This window comes from Cupriavidus sp. 09_S30, assembly GCF_056930435.1.
Genome location: NZ_JBXOWI010000001.1, coordinates 2,187,631 through 2,204,493, shown reverse-complemented (window position 1 = coordinate 2,204,493; position 16,863 = coordinate 2,187,631). Strand labels below are relative to the sequence as shown.

Annotated in this window: 16 protein-coding genes; 11 read left to right on the top strand and 5 right to left on the bottom strand. The window is 68.2% G+C overall.

From position 1 onward, the window contains the following. Positions 1-8 precede the first annotated feature (8 nt). From ligA to AC1Z3O_RS10445, 6 genes are all read left to right on the top strand, one after another. Positions 9-2,141: an NAD-dependent DNA ligase LigA gene (gene ligA, locus AC1Z3O_RS10470; RefSeq protein ID WP_483515656.1), complete on the top strand. Its 2,133-nt coding sequence runs from the start codon at positions 9-11 to the stop codon at positions 2,139-2,141. Continuing rightward, complete coding sequence (gene def, locus AC1Z3O_RS10465; RefSeq protein WP_483515655.1) at positions 2,138-2,671, top strand: peptide deformylase; 534 nt, start codon at positions 2,138-2,140, stop codon at positions 2,669-2,671. Before ligA ends, def begins: the two co-directional genes overlap by 4 nt. A 417-nt stretch (positions 2,672-3,088) precedes the next feature. Next, a complete protein-coding gene (locus AC1Z3O_RS10460; RefSeq protein WP_483515654.1) occupies positions 3,089-4,228 on the top strand; it encodes an ABC transporter permease in 1,140 nt (379 codons plus the stop codon). A 2-nt stretch (positions 4,229-4,230) separates the two neighbouring features. After that, positions 4,231-4,983, top strand: a complete 753-nt coding sequence (locus tag AC1Z3O_RS10455) for an ABC transporter ATP-binding protein (RefSeq protein ID WP_483515653.1) — start codon at positions 4,231-4,233, stop codon at positions 4,981-4,983. Between the two features lie 44 nt (positions 4,984-5,027). Beyond that, positions 5,028-5,918: an MlaD family protein gene (locus AC1Z3O_RS10450; protein WP_483515652.1), complete on the top strand. Its 891-nt coding sequence runs from the start codon at positions 5,028-5,030 to the stop codon at positions 5,916-5,918. A 2-nt stretch (positions 5,919-5,920) separates the two neighbouring features. Next, positions 5,921-6,541 (top strand): hypothetical protein, encoded by a 621-nt coding sequence (locus AC1Z3O_RS10445; RefSeq protein ID WP_483515651.1) that lies wholly within the window; start codon positions 5,921-5,923, stop codon positions 6,539-6,541. Positions 6,542-6,545: 4 nt separating this feature from the next. On the opposite strand, the gene AC1Z3O_RS10440 is transcribed toward AC1Z3O_RS10445, so the two are convergent. Continuing rightward, positions 6,546-6,800, bottom strand: coding sequence for an RNA-binding protein (locus AC1Z3O_RS10440; protein WP_483515650.1), 255 nt, complete (start codon positions 6,798-6,800; stop codon positions 6,546-6,548). 149 nt (positions 6,801-6,949) lie between these two features. On the opposite strand from AC1Z3O_RS10440, the gene AC1Z3O_RS10435 reads away from it, so the two are divergent. The 3 genes from AC1Z3O_RS10435 to AC1Z3O_RS10425 all read left to right on the top strand — a co-directional run bounded on the left by AC1Z3O_RS10435 (position 6,950) and on the right by AC1Z3O_RS10425 (position 8,573). Next, complete coding sequence (locus tag AC1Z3O_RS10435; protein WP_483515649.1) at positions 6,950-7,342, top strand: ion channel; 393 nt, start codon at positions 6,950-6,952, stop codon at positions 7,340-7,342. A 143-nt stretch (positions 7,343-7,485) separates the two neighbouring features. Continuing rightward, positions 7,486-7,764: a hypothetical protein gene (locus tag AC1Z3O_RS10430; RefSeq protein WP_483515648.1), complete on the top strand. Its 279-nt coding sequence runs from the start codon at positions 7,486-7,488 to the stop codon at positions 7,762-7,764. Between the two features lie 164 nt (positions 7,765-7,928). Continuing rightward, positions 7,929-8,573, top strand: a complete 645-nt coding sequence (locus AC1Z3O_RS10425; RefSeq protein WP_483515647.1) for a VC0807 family protein — start codon at positions 7,929-7,931, stop codon at positions 8,571-8,573. Positions 8,574-8,607: 34 nt separating this feature from the next. On the opposite strand, the gene AC1Z3O_RS10420 is transcribed toward AC1Z3O_RS10425, so the two are convergent. After that, entirely contained in the window at positions 8,608-10,476 is a 1,869-nt protein-coding gene (locus tag AC1Z3O_RS10420; RefSeq protein WP_483515646.1) for an ABC transporter ATP-binding protein, read from the bottom strand. A 412-nt stretch (positions 10,477-10,888) separates the two neighbouring features. Between AC1Z3O_RS10420 and AC1Z3O_RS10415 the strand changes: the two genes are divergently transcribed. Both AC1Z3O_RS10415 and AC1Z3O_RS10410 read left to right on the top strand, forming a co-directional pair. After that, positions 10,889-11,506, top strand: coding sequence for a class I SAM-dependent methyltransferase (locus tag AC1Z3O_RS10415; RefSeq protein ID WP_483515645.1), 618 nt, complete (start codon positions 10,889-10,891; stop codon positions 11,504-11,506). 121 nt (positions 11,507-11,627) lie between these two features. Continuing rightward, the gene (locus AC1Z3O_RS10410) at positions 11,628-12,083 is read left to right on the top strand and encodes a winged helix-turn-helix transcriptional regulator (protein ID WP_483515644.1); all 456 of its coding nucleotides are present in this window, start codon (positions 11,628-11,630) and stop codon (positions 12,081-12,083) included. 77 nt (positions 12,084-12,160) lie between these two features. On the opposite strand, the gene AC1Z3O_RS10405 is transcribed toward AC1Z3O_RS10410, so the two are convergent. The 3 genes from AC1Z3O_RS10405 to AC1Z3O_RS10395 form a co-directional block, all read right to left on the bottom strand. After that, the gene (locus tag AC1Z3O_RS10405; protein ID WP_483515643.1) at positions 12,161-13,375 is read right to left on the bottom strand and encodes an MFS transporter; all 1,215 of its coding nucleotides are present in this window, start codon (positions 13,373-13,375) and stop codon (positions 12,161-12,163) included. A gap of 246 nt (positions 13,376-13,621) precedes the next feature. Next, positions 13,622-15,997 (bottom strand): DNA polymerase II, encoded by a 2,376-nt coding sequence (locus AC1Z3O_RS10400; protein WP_483515642.1) that lies wholly within the window; start codon positions 15,995-15,997, stop codon positions 13,622-13,624. 132 nt (positions 15,998-16,129) lie between these two features. After that, positions 16,130-16,786, bottom strand: a complete 657-nt coding sequence (locus AC1Z3O_RS10395; protein ID WP_483515641.1) for a TetR/AcrR family transcriptional regulator — start codon at positions 16,784-16,786, stop codon at positions 16,130-16,132. Positions 16,787-16,863: the final 77 nt, after the last annotated feature.

The following is a 16,863-nucleotide window of genomic DNA, read 5'->3' as shown; positions in this document are numbered from 1 at the left end:
GCCCCATCATGACCGGATCCCAACCCGGCGCGCAGGCCCAGGCCTCCGCGCCCGAGGGCGCTTCGCCTGCCGCACGCGCGCAGTGGCTGCACGAGACGCTGGAGCGCTACAACCACGAGTACTACGTGCTGGACGCGCCCACCGTGCCCGATGCCGAGTACGATGCCCTGTTCCGCGAGCTGCAGCAGATCGAGGCCGCGCATCCCGAACTGCAGACTCCCGACTCGCCCACGCAGCGCGTGGGCGGCGCGCCGCTGCCGGCCTTCGCCACGGTGCGCCATGCCATTCCGATGCTGTCGCTGAACAACGGCTTCGAGGACGGGGATGTGACCGCCTTCGACCGCCGCTGCGCCCAGGGCCTGGGCCTGGAAGCTGCCGGCGAGGGCGCGCTCGACCTGTTCTCGGCCGCGGCGGCCGTCGAGTATGCCTGCGAGCTGAAGTTCGACGGCCTGGCGATGTCGCTGCGCTATGAGAACGGACGGCTGGTGCAGGCCGCCACGCGCGGCGACGGCGAATCGGGCGAGGACGTCACCGCCAATGTGCGCACCATCAAGAGCATCCCGCTGCGGCTGAAGGCCGGCGCGCCGGCGGTGCTGGAGGTGCGCGGCGAGGTGCTGATGTTCCGCGCCGATTTCGACAAGATGAACGCACGCCAGGCCGAGGCCGGCGAGAAGACCTTCGTCAACCCGCGCAACGCAGCCGCCGGCAGCCTGCGCCAGCTCGACCCGCGCATCACCGCGCGCCGGCCGCTGTCCTTCTTCGCCTATGGCATGGGCGAGCTGCAGGGCGCGGAGCGCCCGGCCACGCATAGCGCGCTGCTCGACGGCCTCGCCGCGCTGGGCCTGCCGGTGTGCAAGGAGCGCGCGGTCGTGAAGGGCGCGCAAGGGCTGCTGGGGTTCTACCGGGACGTCGGCGCGCGGCGCGAGCAGCTTCCGTACGACATCGACGGCGTGGTCTACAAGGTCAACTCTCTGGCTGAGCAGGAGCGGCTGGGCTTTGTCTCGCGCGCGCCGCGCTTTGCGCTGGCACACAAGTTCCCGGCGCAGGAAATGAGCACGGTGGTGGAAGACATCGAGGTGCAGGTCGGGCGCACCGGTGCCATCACGCCGGTGGCGCGGCTGGCGCCGGTCTTTGTCGGCGGGGTCACGGTGACCAATGCCACGCTGCACAATGAGGACGAAGTGCGGCGCAAGGACGTGCATATCGGCGACACGGTGATCGTGCGCCGCGCCGGCGACGTGATTCCCGAGGTGGTGTCCGTGGTGCTGGAGCGCCGGCCCGCCGATGCGCGCGCCTTCGTCATGCCTGTCGCCTGCCCGGTGTGCGGCTCGCACATCGAGCGGCTGGAAGGAGAGGCGATCGCCCGCTGCACCGGCGGCCTGATCTGCGCCGCGCAGCGCAAGCAGGCATTGCTGCATTTCGCCCAGCGCCGCGCCATGGATATCGAAGGCCTGGGCGACAAAGTGGTGGAGCAGCTGGTGGACCAGGGCATCGTGCGCACCCCGGCTGACCTGTTCAAGCTGGGCGTGGCCAAGCTGGCGGCGCTGGAGCGCATGGCCGACAAGTCGGCCACCAACCTGGTGGCGGCCGTCGACGCCGCGCGCCGGACCACGCTGAACCGCTTCATCTTCGCACTGGGCATTCGCCATGTGGGCGAGGCGACGGCCAAGGATCTGGCGCGGCACTTCGGCTCGCTCGATGGGCTGATGGCGGCCGACGAGGCGGCGCTGCTCGAGGTCAACGATGTGGGGCCGGTGGTGGCGCAGTCCATCGTCAATTTCTTTGCCGAGGCGCACAATGTCGAGGTAATCGAGCAATTGCGCGCCGCGGGGGTCCATTGGGCTGAGAGCGAGCCGCAGGCGCGCGCGCCTGCGCCGCTGGCCGGCAAGACCTTTGTGCTGACGGGCACGCTGCCCACGCTGTCACGCGATCAAGCCAAGGAACGGCTGGAAGCCGCCGGCGCCAAGGTGGCCGGCTCGGTCTCCAAGAAGACCGATTACGTGGTGGCTGGTACCGAAGCCGGCAGCAAGCTGGAGAAGGCCCAGGCGCTGGGCGTGGCGGTGCTCGACGAGGCCGGCATGCTGGCCTTGCTGGCCGATGCACAACCCGATGCACAACCCGATTCCGGAGAACAGGCATGATCCAGGAAATCCTCAGGATGGGCGATCCGCGCCTGCTGCAGGTGGCGCAACCGGTGGCTCATTTCAATACACCGGAGCTGCGTGCGCTGGTCGAGGACATGTTCGAGACCATGGACCATGCCAATGGCGCCGGCCTGGCAGCCCCGCAGATCGGCGTGGGGCTGCAGGTGGTGATCTTCGGCTTCGAGCGAAATCCGCGCTATCCGGACGCGCCCACCGTGCCCAAGACGGTGCTGATCAATCCCGAGCTGATGCCGCTGTCGGACGAGCAGGAAGATGGCTGGGAAGGCTGCCTGTCGGTGCCGGGGCTGCGCGGCGTGGTGCCGCGCTACACGCGGATGAAATACGCTGGCTACGACCTGGAGGGCAAGCGTATCGAGCGTGAGGTCGAAGGCTTCCACGCTCGTGTGGTGCAGCATGAATGCGACCACCTGCAGGGCATTCTCTATCCGATGCGCATACGCGACTTCTCGCGCTTCGGCTTCACCGATGTGCTGTTCCCCGACCTGCCGTCTGGCGAGGAAGACTGAGTCCGTCGCAGCGCACCCGGCGCCGGGCGGGCGCCCGGCCCGGCGGCACCCCGATGGGTATCGCTGCGGAAACGGACACATGTTCAGCAGGCGCCGGTTCGCGTAGCCAGGCAAGGGCGGCGCGGCCGCTGGCCTCGTGTCTGCATCACATCCGCTCCACCGCCGATTCGCGTTGAACCCCGGGCTTCGTGCCGCGCCCTGCACACCGGCGCCGGCCATCGGACTCCACTATGGCGGATGCGATACCCGGCGCGATCCCCCTGCGGGCGCGGATGATTGCCTATCCCGGTTCGCCTCCCGAAGCCGCCGGCGCCGCCTGATCATTCCATCCTCACGGCGACACGCCATGCACTATCTTTAGGGGAAATGTCGGGCTCACATGGTCCGGCTCCGGTCGCCCCGAAGAAGGGCGCAGTGATGCAAAGGGGGCACGCCATGGCGGCGCTGGCTTCGACCGAGGTGCCCGGAAGCGAGCCGCGCTGGCATATCGCGGACGGCACGGCGCGCCTCGAGGGTCAGTGGACCTATGCCCGCCTGCGTTCCCGGCGCTCCACCGTGGAGCGGGAACTCGCCCAGGCCCGGCCCGAGCGCTGGGATATCAGCAGCGTGGAGCGCTTCGACACGGCGGGGCTTTGTGTGCTGGTCCGGCGCTGGAACCGTGTGCTGCCGGCCGACCTTGTCTGTACCGAGACCCAGCGCGCCTTGCTCGAACAGATCGTTGCCGTGGGCGATGCCCCATCCCCGCCGGCGCGGCATGTCCTTGTCGAAACGCTGATCGGCATCGGCGAGGCCTTGCTCAGCCCGCTTGCCCAGGTCGGCAATTTCATCCGCCTGCTTGGCGGCTACCTGCTCGCGACGCTCGTCATCGTCTTCTGGCCGCCGCTGCTGCCCTGGCGAGAATTGTCGGCGGAGACCTACCGGGCCGGGGTGACCGCTCTGGGCATCACGGCGCTGGTCGGCTTCCTGATCGGCATGGTGCTGAGCTACCTCTCCTCGCAGCAGTTGCAGCAGTACGGCGCCAATATCTTCATCGTCGATTTCCTGGGGATCGCCATCCTGCGGGAGCTCGGGCCGCTGCTGTGCGCGATCCTGGTCGCCGGGCGCTCGGGCTCGGCCCTGACCGCAAGGCTCGGTGCGATGAAGCTGAGCCAGGAGCTGGATGCCATGAGCGTGCATGGCATTTCGCAGAGGCTGCGGCTGCATTGGCCAATGATCACCTCGCTTGCCCTGGCGGTCCCGCTGCTGACGCTGTGGACAAATCTGTTCGCGCTCGCCGGCGGCGCGGTGGCAGCGTCCATGCAACTGGAGATCCCGCTCCCACTGTTCATCGACCGCTTCCGCGACGTGGTGCCCGCGCGGAACCTGTTCATCGGGCTTGGCAAGGGCCTGCTGTTCGGCCTGACTGTAGGCATGGTGGGGTGCTACTTCGGCATCAATGTCAAGCCGGACAGCACCAGCGTGGGCACGTCGACGACCAAGTCGGTGGTCGCGGCGATCACGCTGGTGATCGTGCTGGATGCCATCGTTGCGGTCGCGCTTTCACTGGCAGGCAAGTAGACATGGCAGATCCGGCGCCCTTTCCCGTCCGCATGACCGGCATCTGGACCCAGTTCGGCGACAAGGTGATCCACCGAGATCTGGATCTCGATGTGAAACCCGGCGAAGTCGTCGCCCTGGTCGGCGGTTCCGGCAGCGGCAAGACAACGCTGCTGCAGCACATGATGGGGCTGACCGAACCGTCCAGAGGCACCGTGGAGATCTTCGGCGAACAGATCCTCGCCAGCAGGTTCTTGCGCCAGCGCGGCCTGCGCGAACGCTGGGGCGTCCTGTTCCAGTTCGGCGCGCTGTTCAGCGCCTTGTCGGTGCTGGAGAACATCATGGTGCCGATGCAGGAGCGCGGCGGCATGACGCGAACCGAGATGCGCGACGTCGCCTACCTCAAGCTGGCGCAGGTGGGCCTGATGCCGGGCGACGCCGACAAGCTGCCCTCGGAGCTGTCCGGCGGCATGATCAAACGTGCCGCGCTGGCCCGGGCCATTGCCCTCGATCCGGAACTGCTGTTCCTCGATGAGCCGACCTCCGGACTCGACCCGGTCGCGGCAAGCGAGTTCGTCGACCTGATCCTGGCGATGCGCCGCCTGCTCGGCCTGGCCGCCGTCGTCGTGACCCACGAGATCTTCCGGCTGGAGCCGATGATCGACCGGGTGGCGGTGCTGGCGGACCAGCATCTGATCGCCAATGGCCCGCTGGAAGCGGTGCGCAAGGTCGATCACCCCTTCATCCGCAGGTACTTTTTCACCGACAAGACGTAAGCGGCGCGCCGGCCGGCGCGCCAGTTCCACCAGCGGGAGGCGTCATGGAAAGCAAGACCTATGCACTCTTTACCGGGATCTTCTTCCTGGTGCTGCTGGCCATCGGTGGCGCGCTCGCGGTATGGATGACGCGCGATCGCGCGGCCTACGGGCAGGACCTGACGCTGGTTTCCTCGGAGTCGGTGAGCGGGCTGAACCGCGAAGCGCCGGTCCTGTACCGCGGCATCCCGGTGGGCAAGGTGGCCGACCTGCGCATCAATCCTGAGAACCAGAAGCAGGTTGTCATCACCGCGCGGCTCACGCAGCCGCTCAAGCTGAGCACGGCCACCAGGGCGCAGCTGGTCAGCCAGGGCATCACCGGCCTGAGCAATATCGAACTCCAGGACGAGGGCGGCAGCGGCGAGCTGGATCCGGAGCGCGCCCAGATTCCGCTCGAGCAATCGTCGTTGCAGCGCGTCGGGGCGACTTTGCCGGAGGCGTTGGACGAGTTGCGCCGCCTCACGGCGACCCTGGCCGATACCTTCAGCCCGGCCATGCGCGAGGACCTGCACACCACGATGCACAATGTCAGCCAGGCTTCCGCCGAGTTTCCCGACCTGGTCCGGTCGGCGCACGGCAGCATTGGCAATATCGACAAGCTGGCGCACGACCTGCGCGTTCTGACGGCGGATGTGCGGGGCCAGGTGCGCAGCCTGCAGGCCCAGGCCAACGGCGCGCTTACCGGCATCAAGGACGTGGCGGGGAACCTGGATCGATCCGCCGCCCGAGTCGACCGCTACGTGCTGCCCCAACTTGAGCAATCGCTGGAAGGTGTCGACGAACTGATCAGCACACTGAATGAAGTGGCTGTGCAGCAACGGGACGATCCCCGCCAGCTTCTGTTCGGCAAGAAGCCCGGCAAGGCCGGCCCCGGTGAAAACGGATCCGGAGGATGAACATGCTGACTTCGATAAGACGCATCGCCGGCGCACGCCTGCTGGCGGCGGCGCTGATGCTCTGGCTGCTTGCGGGCTGCGCCAGTGCGCCGACGCAGCCCGCCCGCTGGTCCATTGTCGGTGGCGAACGCGCCACCACCGCCGCCAGCGGCCTGCCGCCCGGCTTGCAGATCCGCGTGACGTCGGCGCCCTGGATCAATCAGACCGGCTTCCTCTATTCGCTCGACTACCAGGCCGGCCGGACGGTCGAGAGCTACGCCCAGAACCAGTGGGTGGACCGGCCTCCCATCCTGGTCGAGGACCTGATGCGGCTGGCCTATGCAAGCGGGCAGGCGCCGTCGAGTCCCGCGGCGGACGACCCTGGTGCAAGCGTGCAGCACGCGGCGGCGCTCAGTGTCCGGCTCGTCGATTTTTCGCAGCACTTCCGCAGCCCTGGCGTCAGCGAGGCGAGGATCGCCGCCGTGGTTACCGTCAGTGAAGTGAACCCGGGCCGGGTCCGCAGCGCGGTGATCGAGGCCAGCGCACCGGCGCCCAGTGCCGACGCTGCCGGCGGCGCCCAGGCCTTTGGCGATGCCAGTGACAAGCTGATCGAACAGATCTTCAACTGGGTGGCGAAGCGATGAAGGCTCAGGCGAAGCGCTCGGTCATGATCTGCGCGGTGAGTTCGCGGTTCTTCCAGAACATGTGGTGGATGCGCTCCGCATACTTGCGCAGGGCTTCCGGGGCCGCGCCGTTGTAGGTCAGCATCACGGCCGGCCGCGAGCCGTCGCCAGGCATCTGCTCGATGGTGTCGCAAGGCGGCAAGCCATATTTTCCGAGGAAGGCACGGATTTCATCGTCCGAGGTGCCCGGCGCGAGGTTCGTCAAGAGCATGCGTGACATGATTTCAATTCCGCCTGCAGGGGCCGGCTCCCGCCACTGGACTACTGACAAGCCGGCCGTTCGCTGGCGGGCGATGCCTTTGGAGCGCCATCGAAGCAGAGTCTAGGCACTCGGCATGCGAATGCACAGAAAAAGTTCAGGAGGAGCACATGATGGACAGTGCCGCGCAAAAGGACGACCCCCGCGTGACGATCCGGCCCCGCTACGCGATCAGCGAATTCTCCAGAATACTCTGGCACTTGCGTGCGGTAATGGGCACGCTGCTTCTGGTCTTCGCGCTGCTTTGCGTCGTCATGTTCTATTTCGGAGGAGCCGTCGACATTGCGGCGGGCAAACCGGCATCCGCGGGGAGAGTCGCCTATCTCTGTGCCATCACGGCGCTGACCATCGGCTATGGAGACGTGGTGCCGACGACCGAAGTCGGCCGGATCATTGCCATTCTCCTGGGTCTGCAGGGCTTGCTGATCAACGGCATAGTCACCGCCGCCGCGGTGTACGGGGTGCAGGCGGCGGCGCACCGCGCGGGAATTCTGCCGCGCTAGCGTGACGCCGGGCCGTGGGCCCGCCGGATTCGTTTCACGGCCGAGCGCAAGCGGCTCGGCGGCCATGCAGCGAAATGCTGTGGGCGGCGTTCGCCGATGCGTACAATGCGGGGTTTCTTTCCTTTCCCCGCAGAGATAGCACCATGGCGATGAAGAAGACTGACCTTGAGAAGAACAAGGCGCTCAAGCTCACTAACAAGATGAACCAGGCTTCGGCCGATCGCTTCGGCAAGACGGCGCAGCCGGTGCTCGACCGCCGCGAGCAGCGCAAGCTCGACCAGGCCAAGGGGCTGGTGCCGTTCGCCTGCAAGCTGGACCGCGAACTGGTCGCGCAGCTGAACACGCTGGCGGAGGCGCATCCCGAAGGCATGACCGGATTGCTCACGGAAGTGGTCCAGCGCGGCCTGGCGCAGGCTTCCTGAAAGCCGATTTGAGGATGGCCTTCCTATAGCGGGCCTCCCCTCTGGCCGTCCCCGCAATGATGGGGACCCGGCGCACGCAAGGTTTTCCGCAAAGGGCGGGCCCGGCCGCTGCCTGCCGCCTATACTGGCAGGAGGCTCCTTCCCTTGATCCGCGAGGAACCACCATGAGGCTGCGTGCAGGCCCGGCCGCCGAGCTCGGGACCAATCTTCTGCTCCCCTGGCTCGCTTACCGCCTGGCGCTGCCCCACTGGGGAATGGTGGGGGCGCTCTATGCATCGGCGGCGCCGCCGCTGGCGTGGAGCGTGCTCGAGTTCGCCAGGTCGCGCCGCGTCGATGCCGTCAGCGCGCTGGTGCTGCTCGGGATCGGCCTTTCCGTTGTTGCGACTGTCCTGGGCGGCAGCCCGCGCCTGCTGTTGTTGCGCGAGTCTCTGGTGTCGGGCGTCGTCGGCGTGGTCTTCCTGGGTTCGCTCATCCTGCGCCGGCCGCTCATCTTCTACCTGGCGCGCGCTACCTTTGCGCGCGAGGGCGAGAGCAGCCAGGCGCGCTTCGAGGCGCTGTGGCACGAACGCGACGGCCTGCGCGCGTCGCTGCGCCTGCTGACGCTGGTCTGGGGCCTGGGCCTGACCGCCGAGAACCTGCTGCGCGCCTGGCTCGCATGGCATTGGCCGATCGAGCGCTACCTGGTGGTGTCGCCGATGATCGGCTATGCCATCTATGGCGGCCTGATCGCGTGGACCTTCTGGTGCCGCGAGGGGATGCGCAAGCGCGGCGAAATCTTCGTCATCGGCGGGACGCCTCCCGCGGGCTAGCGGACGCGGGGCCGCGCGGCCGCCAGTTGTCGAGCTAGTTGTCGAGTACCAGCTCCGGGCGACCGGCGCTGGCGGCGGCCTGCCCGCCACCTGCGGCGGCGTCGCCGAGTCCCTTGGTCAGCTCGAGTGCCTGGCGTTCAAACAGCCGCCGGTACAGGCCGTGCTCGCGCCGGATCAGCGAGTCGTGGCTGCCTTCCTCGATGATCCTGCCCTTGTCCATGACCAGCAGCCGGTCCAGCGCGCGCACCGTCGACAGCCGATGCGCCACTACCAGCGTGGTGCGGCCCTCCATCAGCCGCTCCATCGCCTGCTGGATCAGCACTTCGCTCTCGCTATCGAGGCTGGATGTCGCTTCGTCGAGGATCAGGATGGGCGCGTCGGCGAGGAAGGCCCGTGCGATCGCCACGCGCTGGCGCTCCCCGCCCGACAGCTTGACGCCCCGCTCGCCCACCAGCGTGTCATAGCCTTTCGGCAGCGCCATGATGAAGTCGTGCGCGCTCGCCAGCCTTGCCGCGCGCTCGATCTCGGCCGCCGTCGCCCCCGGCCGGGCGTAGGCGATGTTCTCCGCCAGGGTGCGGTGGAACAGCAGCGGCTCTTGCTGCACGATGGCGATCTGGCTGCGCAGCGAGGCCTGCTGCACCGTGGCGATGTCCTGGCCGTCGATGGTGATGCGCCCGCCGCCGACATCGTAGAGCCGCTGGATCAGCTTGATGAAGGTGGTCTTGCCCGAGCCGGAATGGCCGACCAGCCCGACACGCTCGCCGGGGGCGATGCGCACCGAGAAGTCGGCATAGAGCGACGCCTCGTGTGCGCCGTAGCGGAAGGAGACACGCTCGAAGCGGATTCCGCCGGCGCGGATCGCGATGGGGCCGGCGCCGGGGCGGTCTTCCACGCCGAGAGACTGGGCTTCCAGGGCGACCAGTTCCTCCATGTCGTTGACCGAGCGCTGCAGGTTGCGGATGTGCATGCCGACATCGCGCAGATAGCCCTTCAGCATGAAGAACATGGTCAGCGCAAAGGTGATGTCGCCCACGCTGGCCCGCCCGCGCGCCCACAGCAGCAGTGCGACGCCCACGATGGCGGCCTGCATGGCCGTCAGCATCGCGCCCTGCACGCCGCCGTTGACGGTGCCGCGCACCCAGGTGCGCCGCGTGCGCTGCCGCCATTTGTCGATCACCCGGGCCAGCCGCGCTTCCTCGCGCGTCTCGGCGCCGAAGGCCTTGACCACCGCATTGCAACTGACGGCGTCGGCCAGGGCGCCGCCCATGCGCGTATCCCAGGCATTGCCCAGGCGAGCCGCTGGCGCGACGAAGCCGAGTGAGAGGGCCACCGTCACTGCGATGTAGAGCAGCGAACCCAGGCCCACCACCGCACCCATCACCGGCCATTGGATGCCAAGCAGCACGGTGGCGCCGACAAGCATGGTCAGCGAGGGCAGCAGCGCGATCAGCAGCGTGTCGTTGAGCAGGTCGAGCGCCCACATGCCCCGCGTGATCTTGCGCACGGTGGAGCCAGCGAAGCTGTTGGCGTGCCAGTCCGTTGAGAAGCGCTGCACGCGGTGGAAGGCGTTGGCGGCGATCTGGCTCATCATCTTGAGCGTGAGCGCGATGATGTTCTGGAATACCGCCTGGCGCAGCAGCGTGCCGCCGACGCCCAGCGCCACCAGCAGCCAGAAGGCAGTCATGGCGGCGCTCCAGGCGGCGGCGTTGCCGGCGGTGCCGCCAGCCAGCGCGTCGATCAGTCGTCCGGCGTAGAGCGGCGTCAGCACATCGGCGAAGGCCGACAGCAGCGCCAGCAGCGCGATGACGGCGATGCGCCAGGGCTGCCTGCCCCAGTGGCGGAAGGAGAAGAGCAGGACATCCTTGAAGGCTTGTCCGCGGAAGTCGGGTTTCTTGCGAGCCATTTGCGTCGGCCCGGCGGGGATGCGCCGGGATGGTCGGACAGGAGTCGAACGGAGACGGCCGGATTGCCAGCAACGCTGGCGGTGAAGCAAGGGGGCTGTCTGGAACGGGCGCGGCGGCGCGCAGCAGGCCTGGGCCTGTCGGCGGGGCCGCGCGGACGGCGACCTAGCGGTGCCGGGGCGTTACGCGCGGGACGGCGCTGTGCGGTACGGACATCGGACGCCTCCCTGTGAGTGTTGCGTGGAAAAAACGAAGCGCGCGATACGCGCGCCGGGTAAAACGATTCTAGCAGGCTGTGCCGGCGCCCGGCAACACACAGGCGCCGCATGGGCTTGCGGCGCTGCCCGTGGATGCCCGACGTGCGGCAGCGCTACACTGACTGGTCTGCCCGATCGCGCCATCGCTGCCATCGCCATGCCTTCGATTCCCGGCACCACCGGCTACGACGCCCAGGCCGAGGCGCTTGCCCAGCGCTTCGAAAGCGTCAGTTTTGAAGCGGTCCACCGCGAGGTGCTGCATCTTTTCCCGTCGCGCCCATGCCGGGTGCTAGACATCGGCGCGGGTTCCGGCCGCGACGCCGCCGCCCTGGCACAGCGCGGGCACCAGGTGCTGGCAGTCGAGCCGACCGCCGGCCTGCGCGAGCAAGGCATGCGCCTGCACGGCGGGCTGCCGATCGAATGGCTTGACGATCATCTGCCGGCGCTGGCGCGCGTGCATGCCGCCGGCCCCGAGGCGCGGCGATTCGACCTGATCCTGTGCATCGCCGTCTGGATGCATCTCGACGAGGCGGAACGTGCGCCTGCGATGCGCGCGGTGGCGGAACTGCTGGCGCCCGGCGGCCTGCTGGTGCTGACACTGCGGCACGGACCGGTGCCGCCGGAGCGCCGCATGTTCGAGGTGAGCGCGGAGGAAACCATCGCGCTGGCGCAGCGCTGCGGTCTCCTGCTGCGCCATCATGGCGCGCGCGCCAGCCTGTTCCAGGACGGCGTCAATTGGAGTGTGCTGGCCTTTGCCCGGCCGGACGCCGCATAGCCGGCGCCGTCCCGTTGCCCGCCCACCATCACAGTTTTAAAATGCAACTATTTGGCCCCGGGAGCGGCGTGCGAGGCAGTTTGCCGTTGGCGCGCCCCCGTTCGGCCAGCAGGAGAGGAGCATGGTCAAACGGACCAGCCACAAGGAAGCACGCTGCCCGGTCGCGCGGCCGCTCGATGCCATCGGCGACTGGTGGTCGCTGCTGATCGTGCGCGACGCTTTCGAGGGCTTGCGCCGATTCGGCGAATTCCAGCGCAGCCTTGGCCTGGCCAAGAACATCCTGTCGGCGCGGCTGCGCAACCTGGTCGAGCACGGCATCCTGGAGATCGCACCGGCCTCGGACGGCAGCGCCTATCACGAGTACGTGCTGACCGCGAAGGGGCAGGGCCTGTTCCCGGTGCTGGTGGCGCTGCGGCAGTGGGGCGAGGCATATTTTTTCGATGGCGAAAGGCAAGGCGTGCACCTGGTGGATCGCCTGCACGGCCAGCCGGTGCGCCGTCTCGAATTGCACGCGCAGGATGGACGCCTGCTGGGCCCGGCGGACACGGTGGTAGTCAAGGAGGACGTGCCGGCGTAGTGCCTGCCCGTGCCTGCCTGTGCCTGCCCGTGCCGGCACGCGCCGGCACGCGCCGTGCGCGGCGGTGCCTCAGTGTTTCAGTGCCTTCTGGCCGCCCGGCTGAACAGGTAGACCCCCACGGCCAGCGCCACCAGGACCACGGCCGACAGGAAGATGGCAGCATAGGTCCGCGAGACGGCCCAGCCGTTCCGGTGGCCGTGGTCGGCGATCAGGCCGAAGGCCGAGGACGCCACGGCGGAGCCGAGGAAGACGAAGGTGTTCAGCAGGCCGAGCCCGCGGCCGCGGGCGGCGGGCGGGATCATGCCTCGGCCCTGCGCCATCACCAGCGGATGCAGCATGCCGATGGTGGAAAGCAGGGCCATCAGGCCCACGCCGGTGGCCACCCCGAACGCGGGCCATAGCGCCAACAGGGCGCCACCCGCCAGCGACAGGCAGGACCAGCCCGCGACGGTCGTCCTGAGCGAGCTGCGCCACACCAGCACCGGCAGCATGAAGGCGGTCAGGAAGCCGGCGAGGCTGACGAGCGTGAGCGCGATACCGCGGTGAACGGCATCCAGGCCGAAGACGTCTGCCAGATAGGGGCCGCCCCAGGCGTTGCGGAAGGTCGTGCCTGCGGCCATGGCCACGCACATCGGGATCAGGGCCCACAAGGGCCGCAATGCCAGCAGGCGCGCGCTTTGGGCCAGCATGGCACCCAGCGGTGCGTGGCGGGCGTCGGCGTGCCCTTCATCGCGGACAAAGCGCCAGACGCCGTAGCAGGCGGCGACCATGCCGATGGCGGCGAACGACATCGCCACGCGCCAGCCGAGCCGTTCGGAGGCCCAGCCCAACGGCGCCGTCGCGCACAATGCGCCGATCATGCCGGTGGCATTGGAACGGCTGACGACCTTGGTGTACCGCGTCTCGGGCAGCTGCTCCGAGGCAAAGTGCATCAGCCCCATGAAGACCGGCGCGCAGGCGAGGCCCAGGCCGATCTGCGCCAGCATGGCAGCGGCCCCGCTCGGCGCGCCGGCAAAGAGAAAGGACGAAACCGCCCCGACCGCAAGCAGGCTGGCGGTTGGCCTGCCCACGCCATAGCGGTCGAAGGCGATGCCGATGGGAATCTGCGCGGCGGCGAAGGCCAGGAAGAAGCAGGAAGACAAGGTGCCGAAGCCAGCGGCGGACAAGCCGAAGTCATGCTGCAGCTCGGGCGCCATCACAGCCAGGCAGCTCCGGTAGAACTGGCTCAGGGCAAAGGCGAAGGTCAGCAGGGCGATGCCGTGGGAGGCGCGCCTGGTGCGGTCGTCAGGCAAGGTATGCCCCCTGGCGCCGCGGGCCGGGCGCAAGCCGGCCGGTAGATGCAAAGCGAATTGTCGTCACGATAGCGGGACCCCGGAAGCGGCGGGCCTGCCATGACATGCGCACAAGCGCGGCAGGCACGGGGCCGGGCCAGGGCGATGCGAGGGGAGTGGAGGTTGTTGTTGTCGTTCTGTTCGGCGAGCCGACATTCTACGCGCGCTTGGCCGCGGGCGGCACGCCAGACGCGCGTTAGAACAGCACTAGAACAGCGTCAGTTGCCGGCTGACCACCTTGTCGAAGCTGTCGCCGGTGAAGGGCAGGATGGCGTCGGCCACCGGCTGCAGTTGCCGGCTCAGGTAGTGCTCGTAGTCGATGGCGGAGCGCCGCAGCTCGAGCGGTTCGGGGCCCGCCACGGTCATCACGTAGCTGATCCACCCCCCATTCTGATACTGCGGCGGGCGGCCCTGGCGGCGATTGTAGTCATCGGCGATGCGCGCGGCGCGAACGTGCGGCGGCACGTTGCGCTGGTAGTCGCCAAGCTGGCGTCGCAGCCGTTTGCGATACACCAGTTGCCCATCGAGCTCGCCGGCCAGCGTGCGGCGGACGTAGTCGCGCACATAGTCGCGATACGGCTCGCGGCGGAAGATGCGCCGGTAGAGTTCCTGCTGGAAGGACTGCGCCAGCGGCGACCAGTCGGTGCGCACCGTCTCGAGCCCCTTGAAGATGATCTCCTCGCTGCCATCCGCACGGCGTACCAGGCCGGCGTAACGCTTCTTGCTGCCCAGCTCGGCGCCGCGGATGGTCGGCATCAGGAAGCGGTGGTAATGGGTCTCGAACTGCAGCTCCAGCGCGCTTTCCAGCCCGAATGCCTGGGCCAGGTGCTCACGCCACCACTGGTTCACATGCGCCACCAGCGCGCGTCCGATGTGCGCGGCGTCTTCCTCCGCATGTTCACGCTTGAGCCAGACGAAGGTGGAGTCGGTATCGCCGTAGATCACGGTGTAGCCCTTTGCCTCCACCAGTGCCCGGGTCTGCCGCATGATCTCGTGGCCGCGCATGGTGATGGACGATGCCAGGCGCGGATCGAAGAAGCGGCAGCCGCTGGAGCCCAGCACGCCGTAGAACGAATTCATGATGATCTTCAGCGCCTGCGACAGCGGCTTGTTCTGCTCGCGCTTGGCAGCCTCGCGTCCCTGCCAGACCTGGTCGACGATGGCGGGCAGGCAATGCCTGTCGCGCGAGAAGCGCGCGCCGAGGAATCCCGGCACCGTCCCGGCGGCATCGGCAGCCTGCATGCCTTCAATGAGGCCGACCGGATCGATCAGGAAGGTGCGGATGATGGACGGATAGAGGCTCTTGTAGTCGAGCACCAGGACCGAGTCGTACAGGCCTGGGCGCGAATCCATCACGAAGCCGCCCGGGCTGGCCGCGGCAGGCAGCTCGCCCAGGTTCGGTGCCACATAGCCCAGCCGGTGCATGCGCGGCATGTACAGATGGGTGAATGCTGCCACCGAACCACCGCTGCGGTCGGCCGCGAGGCCGGTCACGGTGGCGCGTTCCAGCAGGAAGGGCAGCAGTTCCGTCTTGTCGAAGATGCGCGTGACGAGTTCGCAGTCCTTCAGGTTGTAGCGCGCCAGCGCCGGCTTGTCCTTGGCGAACATGCGGTCGATGGCATCCATCCGGTCGTAAGGGTTGTCGATGGCCTTGCCCTCGCCGAGCAGGGCCTGCGCGACGAATTCCAGGCTGAACGAGGCGAAATTCCAGGTGGCCGAGCGCAGCGCCTCGATGCCGTCGATGATCAGCCGTCCGGCCGCGCCGGCGAACAGATGGCCTTGCCTGAGCCGGTGCTCGCGCCATTCGAGCACGCTGCCGTCGCGTCCCAGCCGCAGCGGTACCCGGTAGCGTTCGGCGTGGGCGTGGAGCACGCGCAGGTCGAACTGCACGATGTTCCAGCCGATGATGGCGTCCGGGTCATGGCGGGCGAACCACTGGTTCAGCCGCGCCAGCATCTCGGGGTGGTCGGCGCAGTAGTCGAGGTCGAAGTCGCATGCCGCTGCCGCGGCGGCGTCATCGGGCGCCTGCCCGAGCATGAAGACCTGGCGCTGTCCGCAGCCGTGCAGCGCGATGGAGTACAGCTCGCCGTCGGCGCTGGTCTCGATGTCCATCGACACGCATTGCAGACGAGGGCGGTAGTCCGGCGCGGGTTTGAGCTGGCAGTCGAGCAGCGGCCCTTCGCCCGCGGGCTCCCCTGTGAACCAGACCGGTGCGGTGATGAAGCGCTCCATCAGGTAGCGCTCGGGTGGCCGGATATCGGCCTCGTAGACGTCGATGCCGCCGTCGCGCAGCAGCCGCTCGAGCCGGATCAACTGATTGTGCTGCTGGCAGTAGAGGCCGCATACCGGCCGCTGGTGGAAATCGCGCAGCGGCAGCTCACGCAGTTCGAACTGCCGCTCGGCGCTCAGCAACTGTTCGGCGCGCGCCGATTGCTCGGCGGGGATAAAGGCCACCGAGGGCTGCGGCGGCAGCCGGACGTGGCGCGGCCCCGCGTCGGTGGCCAGCCAGAATTCCACGTCTGTGCCGGATGGCGTGTCGCGCCAATGCCGCGTGAGGATGAAGCCCGGTTGTGGGGGGAGCAAGGCGCAGTCGAGTGAAGCGGGGCAAAGCACGATTTTACTGCCTGGCGCCGGCACGGGCGCTGGCCCGGTGCGCCGGCGAGCGTTCATCCTGACAGGTCTTGTCAGGATGCCGCCGCCGCGGCCCGCGGGGTCTCAGCCCGCGCGGGCGGCGACGCCGGTGATCTGCTCGATGGTGGCCTGCAGGTCCGCCTGCAGCCGGGCAATGGCGTCAGCCTGGCCCGACAGGTGCTTGAGCAGGGCCTGCTGGAACAGTCCGTCGAACAATGCGTAGATCACCGCCGGCGATGGGCGTAGCGGCACGCCGGCCAGTTCGGCGAAGCGGCACATGATGCGCCAGACCATGTCCTCGAGCTGCTTGTCGATCTCGGCCACATCCGCGCGGAAGGCCTCCTCGAACAGTGCCTGCGCGCGCAGGTCGTACCACAGCCGGTGCATGTGCGCCTCATGGCGCAGCGTCTCGCCCAGCACCGCCAGAAAGGCCGGCATAAAGGCGTCGTAACTGCTTGCCGAAGCCGTGACCTCGTCATAGCGGGTGACGCAGCGCGCCTTGTACTGGCGCACGCTGCAGACGATCAGGTCGGTCTTGTCGCGGAAGTAGTAGTGCAGCACCCCGTGCGAGAACTCGGAGTTCTGCGCGATCTCGCGCAGGCTGGTGCGTGCATAGCCCAGGGTGGCCAGCGTCTGCAGGGCGGCCTCGCCCAGCTCGGCGCGGCGCTCGGCGAACTTGTCCACGCTGGAGCGCGGCGCGCCGGCGGGGCGCCGCGGCGTTTTCGGCAGGACTGACGTCATCTTGGCAAGGCTGGCGGCCCGGTGCGGGCCGTTGTCCGGCGGTTGGATCACAGCTGGATTCTAGCTGCTGCGCAAAA

Bases quoted from the DNA above. Each gene is read 5' to 3' on its own strand.
- AC1Z3O_RS10440 (WP_483515650.1), bottom strand. From the start codon at position 6,800: ATGTCACGCATGCTCTTGACGAACCTCGCGCCGGGCACCTCGGACGAT.
- AC1Z3O_RS10420 (WP_483515646.1), bottom strand. From the start codon at position 10,476: ATGGCTCGCAAGAAACCCGACTTCCGCGGACAAGCCTTCAAGGATGTC.
- AC1Z3O_RS10415 (WP_483515645.1), top strand. From the start codon at position 10,889: ATGCCTTCGATTCCCGGCACCACCGGCTACGACGCCCAGGCCGAGGCG.
- AC1Z3O_RS10455 (WP_483515653.1), top strand. From the start codon at position 4,231: ATGGCAGATCCGGCGCCCTTTCCCGTCCGCATGACCGGCATCTGGACC.
- AC1Z3O_RS10460 (WP_483515654.1), top strand. From the start codon at position 3,089: ATGCAAAGGGGGCACGCCATGGCGGCGCTGGCTTCGACCGAGGTGCCC.
- AC1Z3O_RS10410 (WP_483515644.1), top strand. From the start codon at position 11,628: ATGGTCAAACGGACCAGCCACAAGGAAGCACGCTGCCCGGTCGCGCGG.
- def (WP_483515655.1), top strand. From the start codon at position 2,138: ATGATCCAGGAAATCCTCAGGATGGGCGATCCGCGCCTGCTGCAGGTG.
- AC1Z3O_RS10430 (WP_483515648.1), top strand. From the start codon at position 7,486: ATGGCGATGAAGAAGACTGACCTTGAGAAGAACAAGGCGCTCAAGCTC.
- AC1Z3O_RS10450 (WP_483515652.1), top strand. From the start codon at position 5,028: ATGGAAAGCAAGACCTATGCACTCTTTACCGGGATCTTCTTCCTGGTG.
- AC1Z3O_RS10425 (WP_483515647.1), top strand. From the start codon at position 7,929: ATGAGGCTGCGTGCAGGCCCGGCCGCCGAGCTCGGGACCAATCTTCTG.
- AC1Z3O_RS10445 (WP_483515651.1), top strand. From the start codon at position 5,921: ATGCTGACTTCGATAAGACGCATCGCCGGCGCACGCCTGCTGGCGGCG.
- ligA (WP_483515656.1), top strand. From the start codon at position 9: ATGACCGGATCCCAACCCGGCGCGCAGGCCCAGGCCTCCGCGCCCGAG.
- AC1Z3O_RS10435 (WP_483515649.1), top strand. From the start codon at position 6,950: ATGATGGACAGTGCCGCGCAAAAGGACGACCCCCGCGTGACGATCCGG.
- AC1Z3O_RS10395 (WP_483515641.1), bottom strand. From the start codon at position 16,786: ATGACGTCAGTCCTGCCGAAAACGCCGCGGCGCCCCGCCGGCGCGCCG.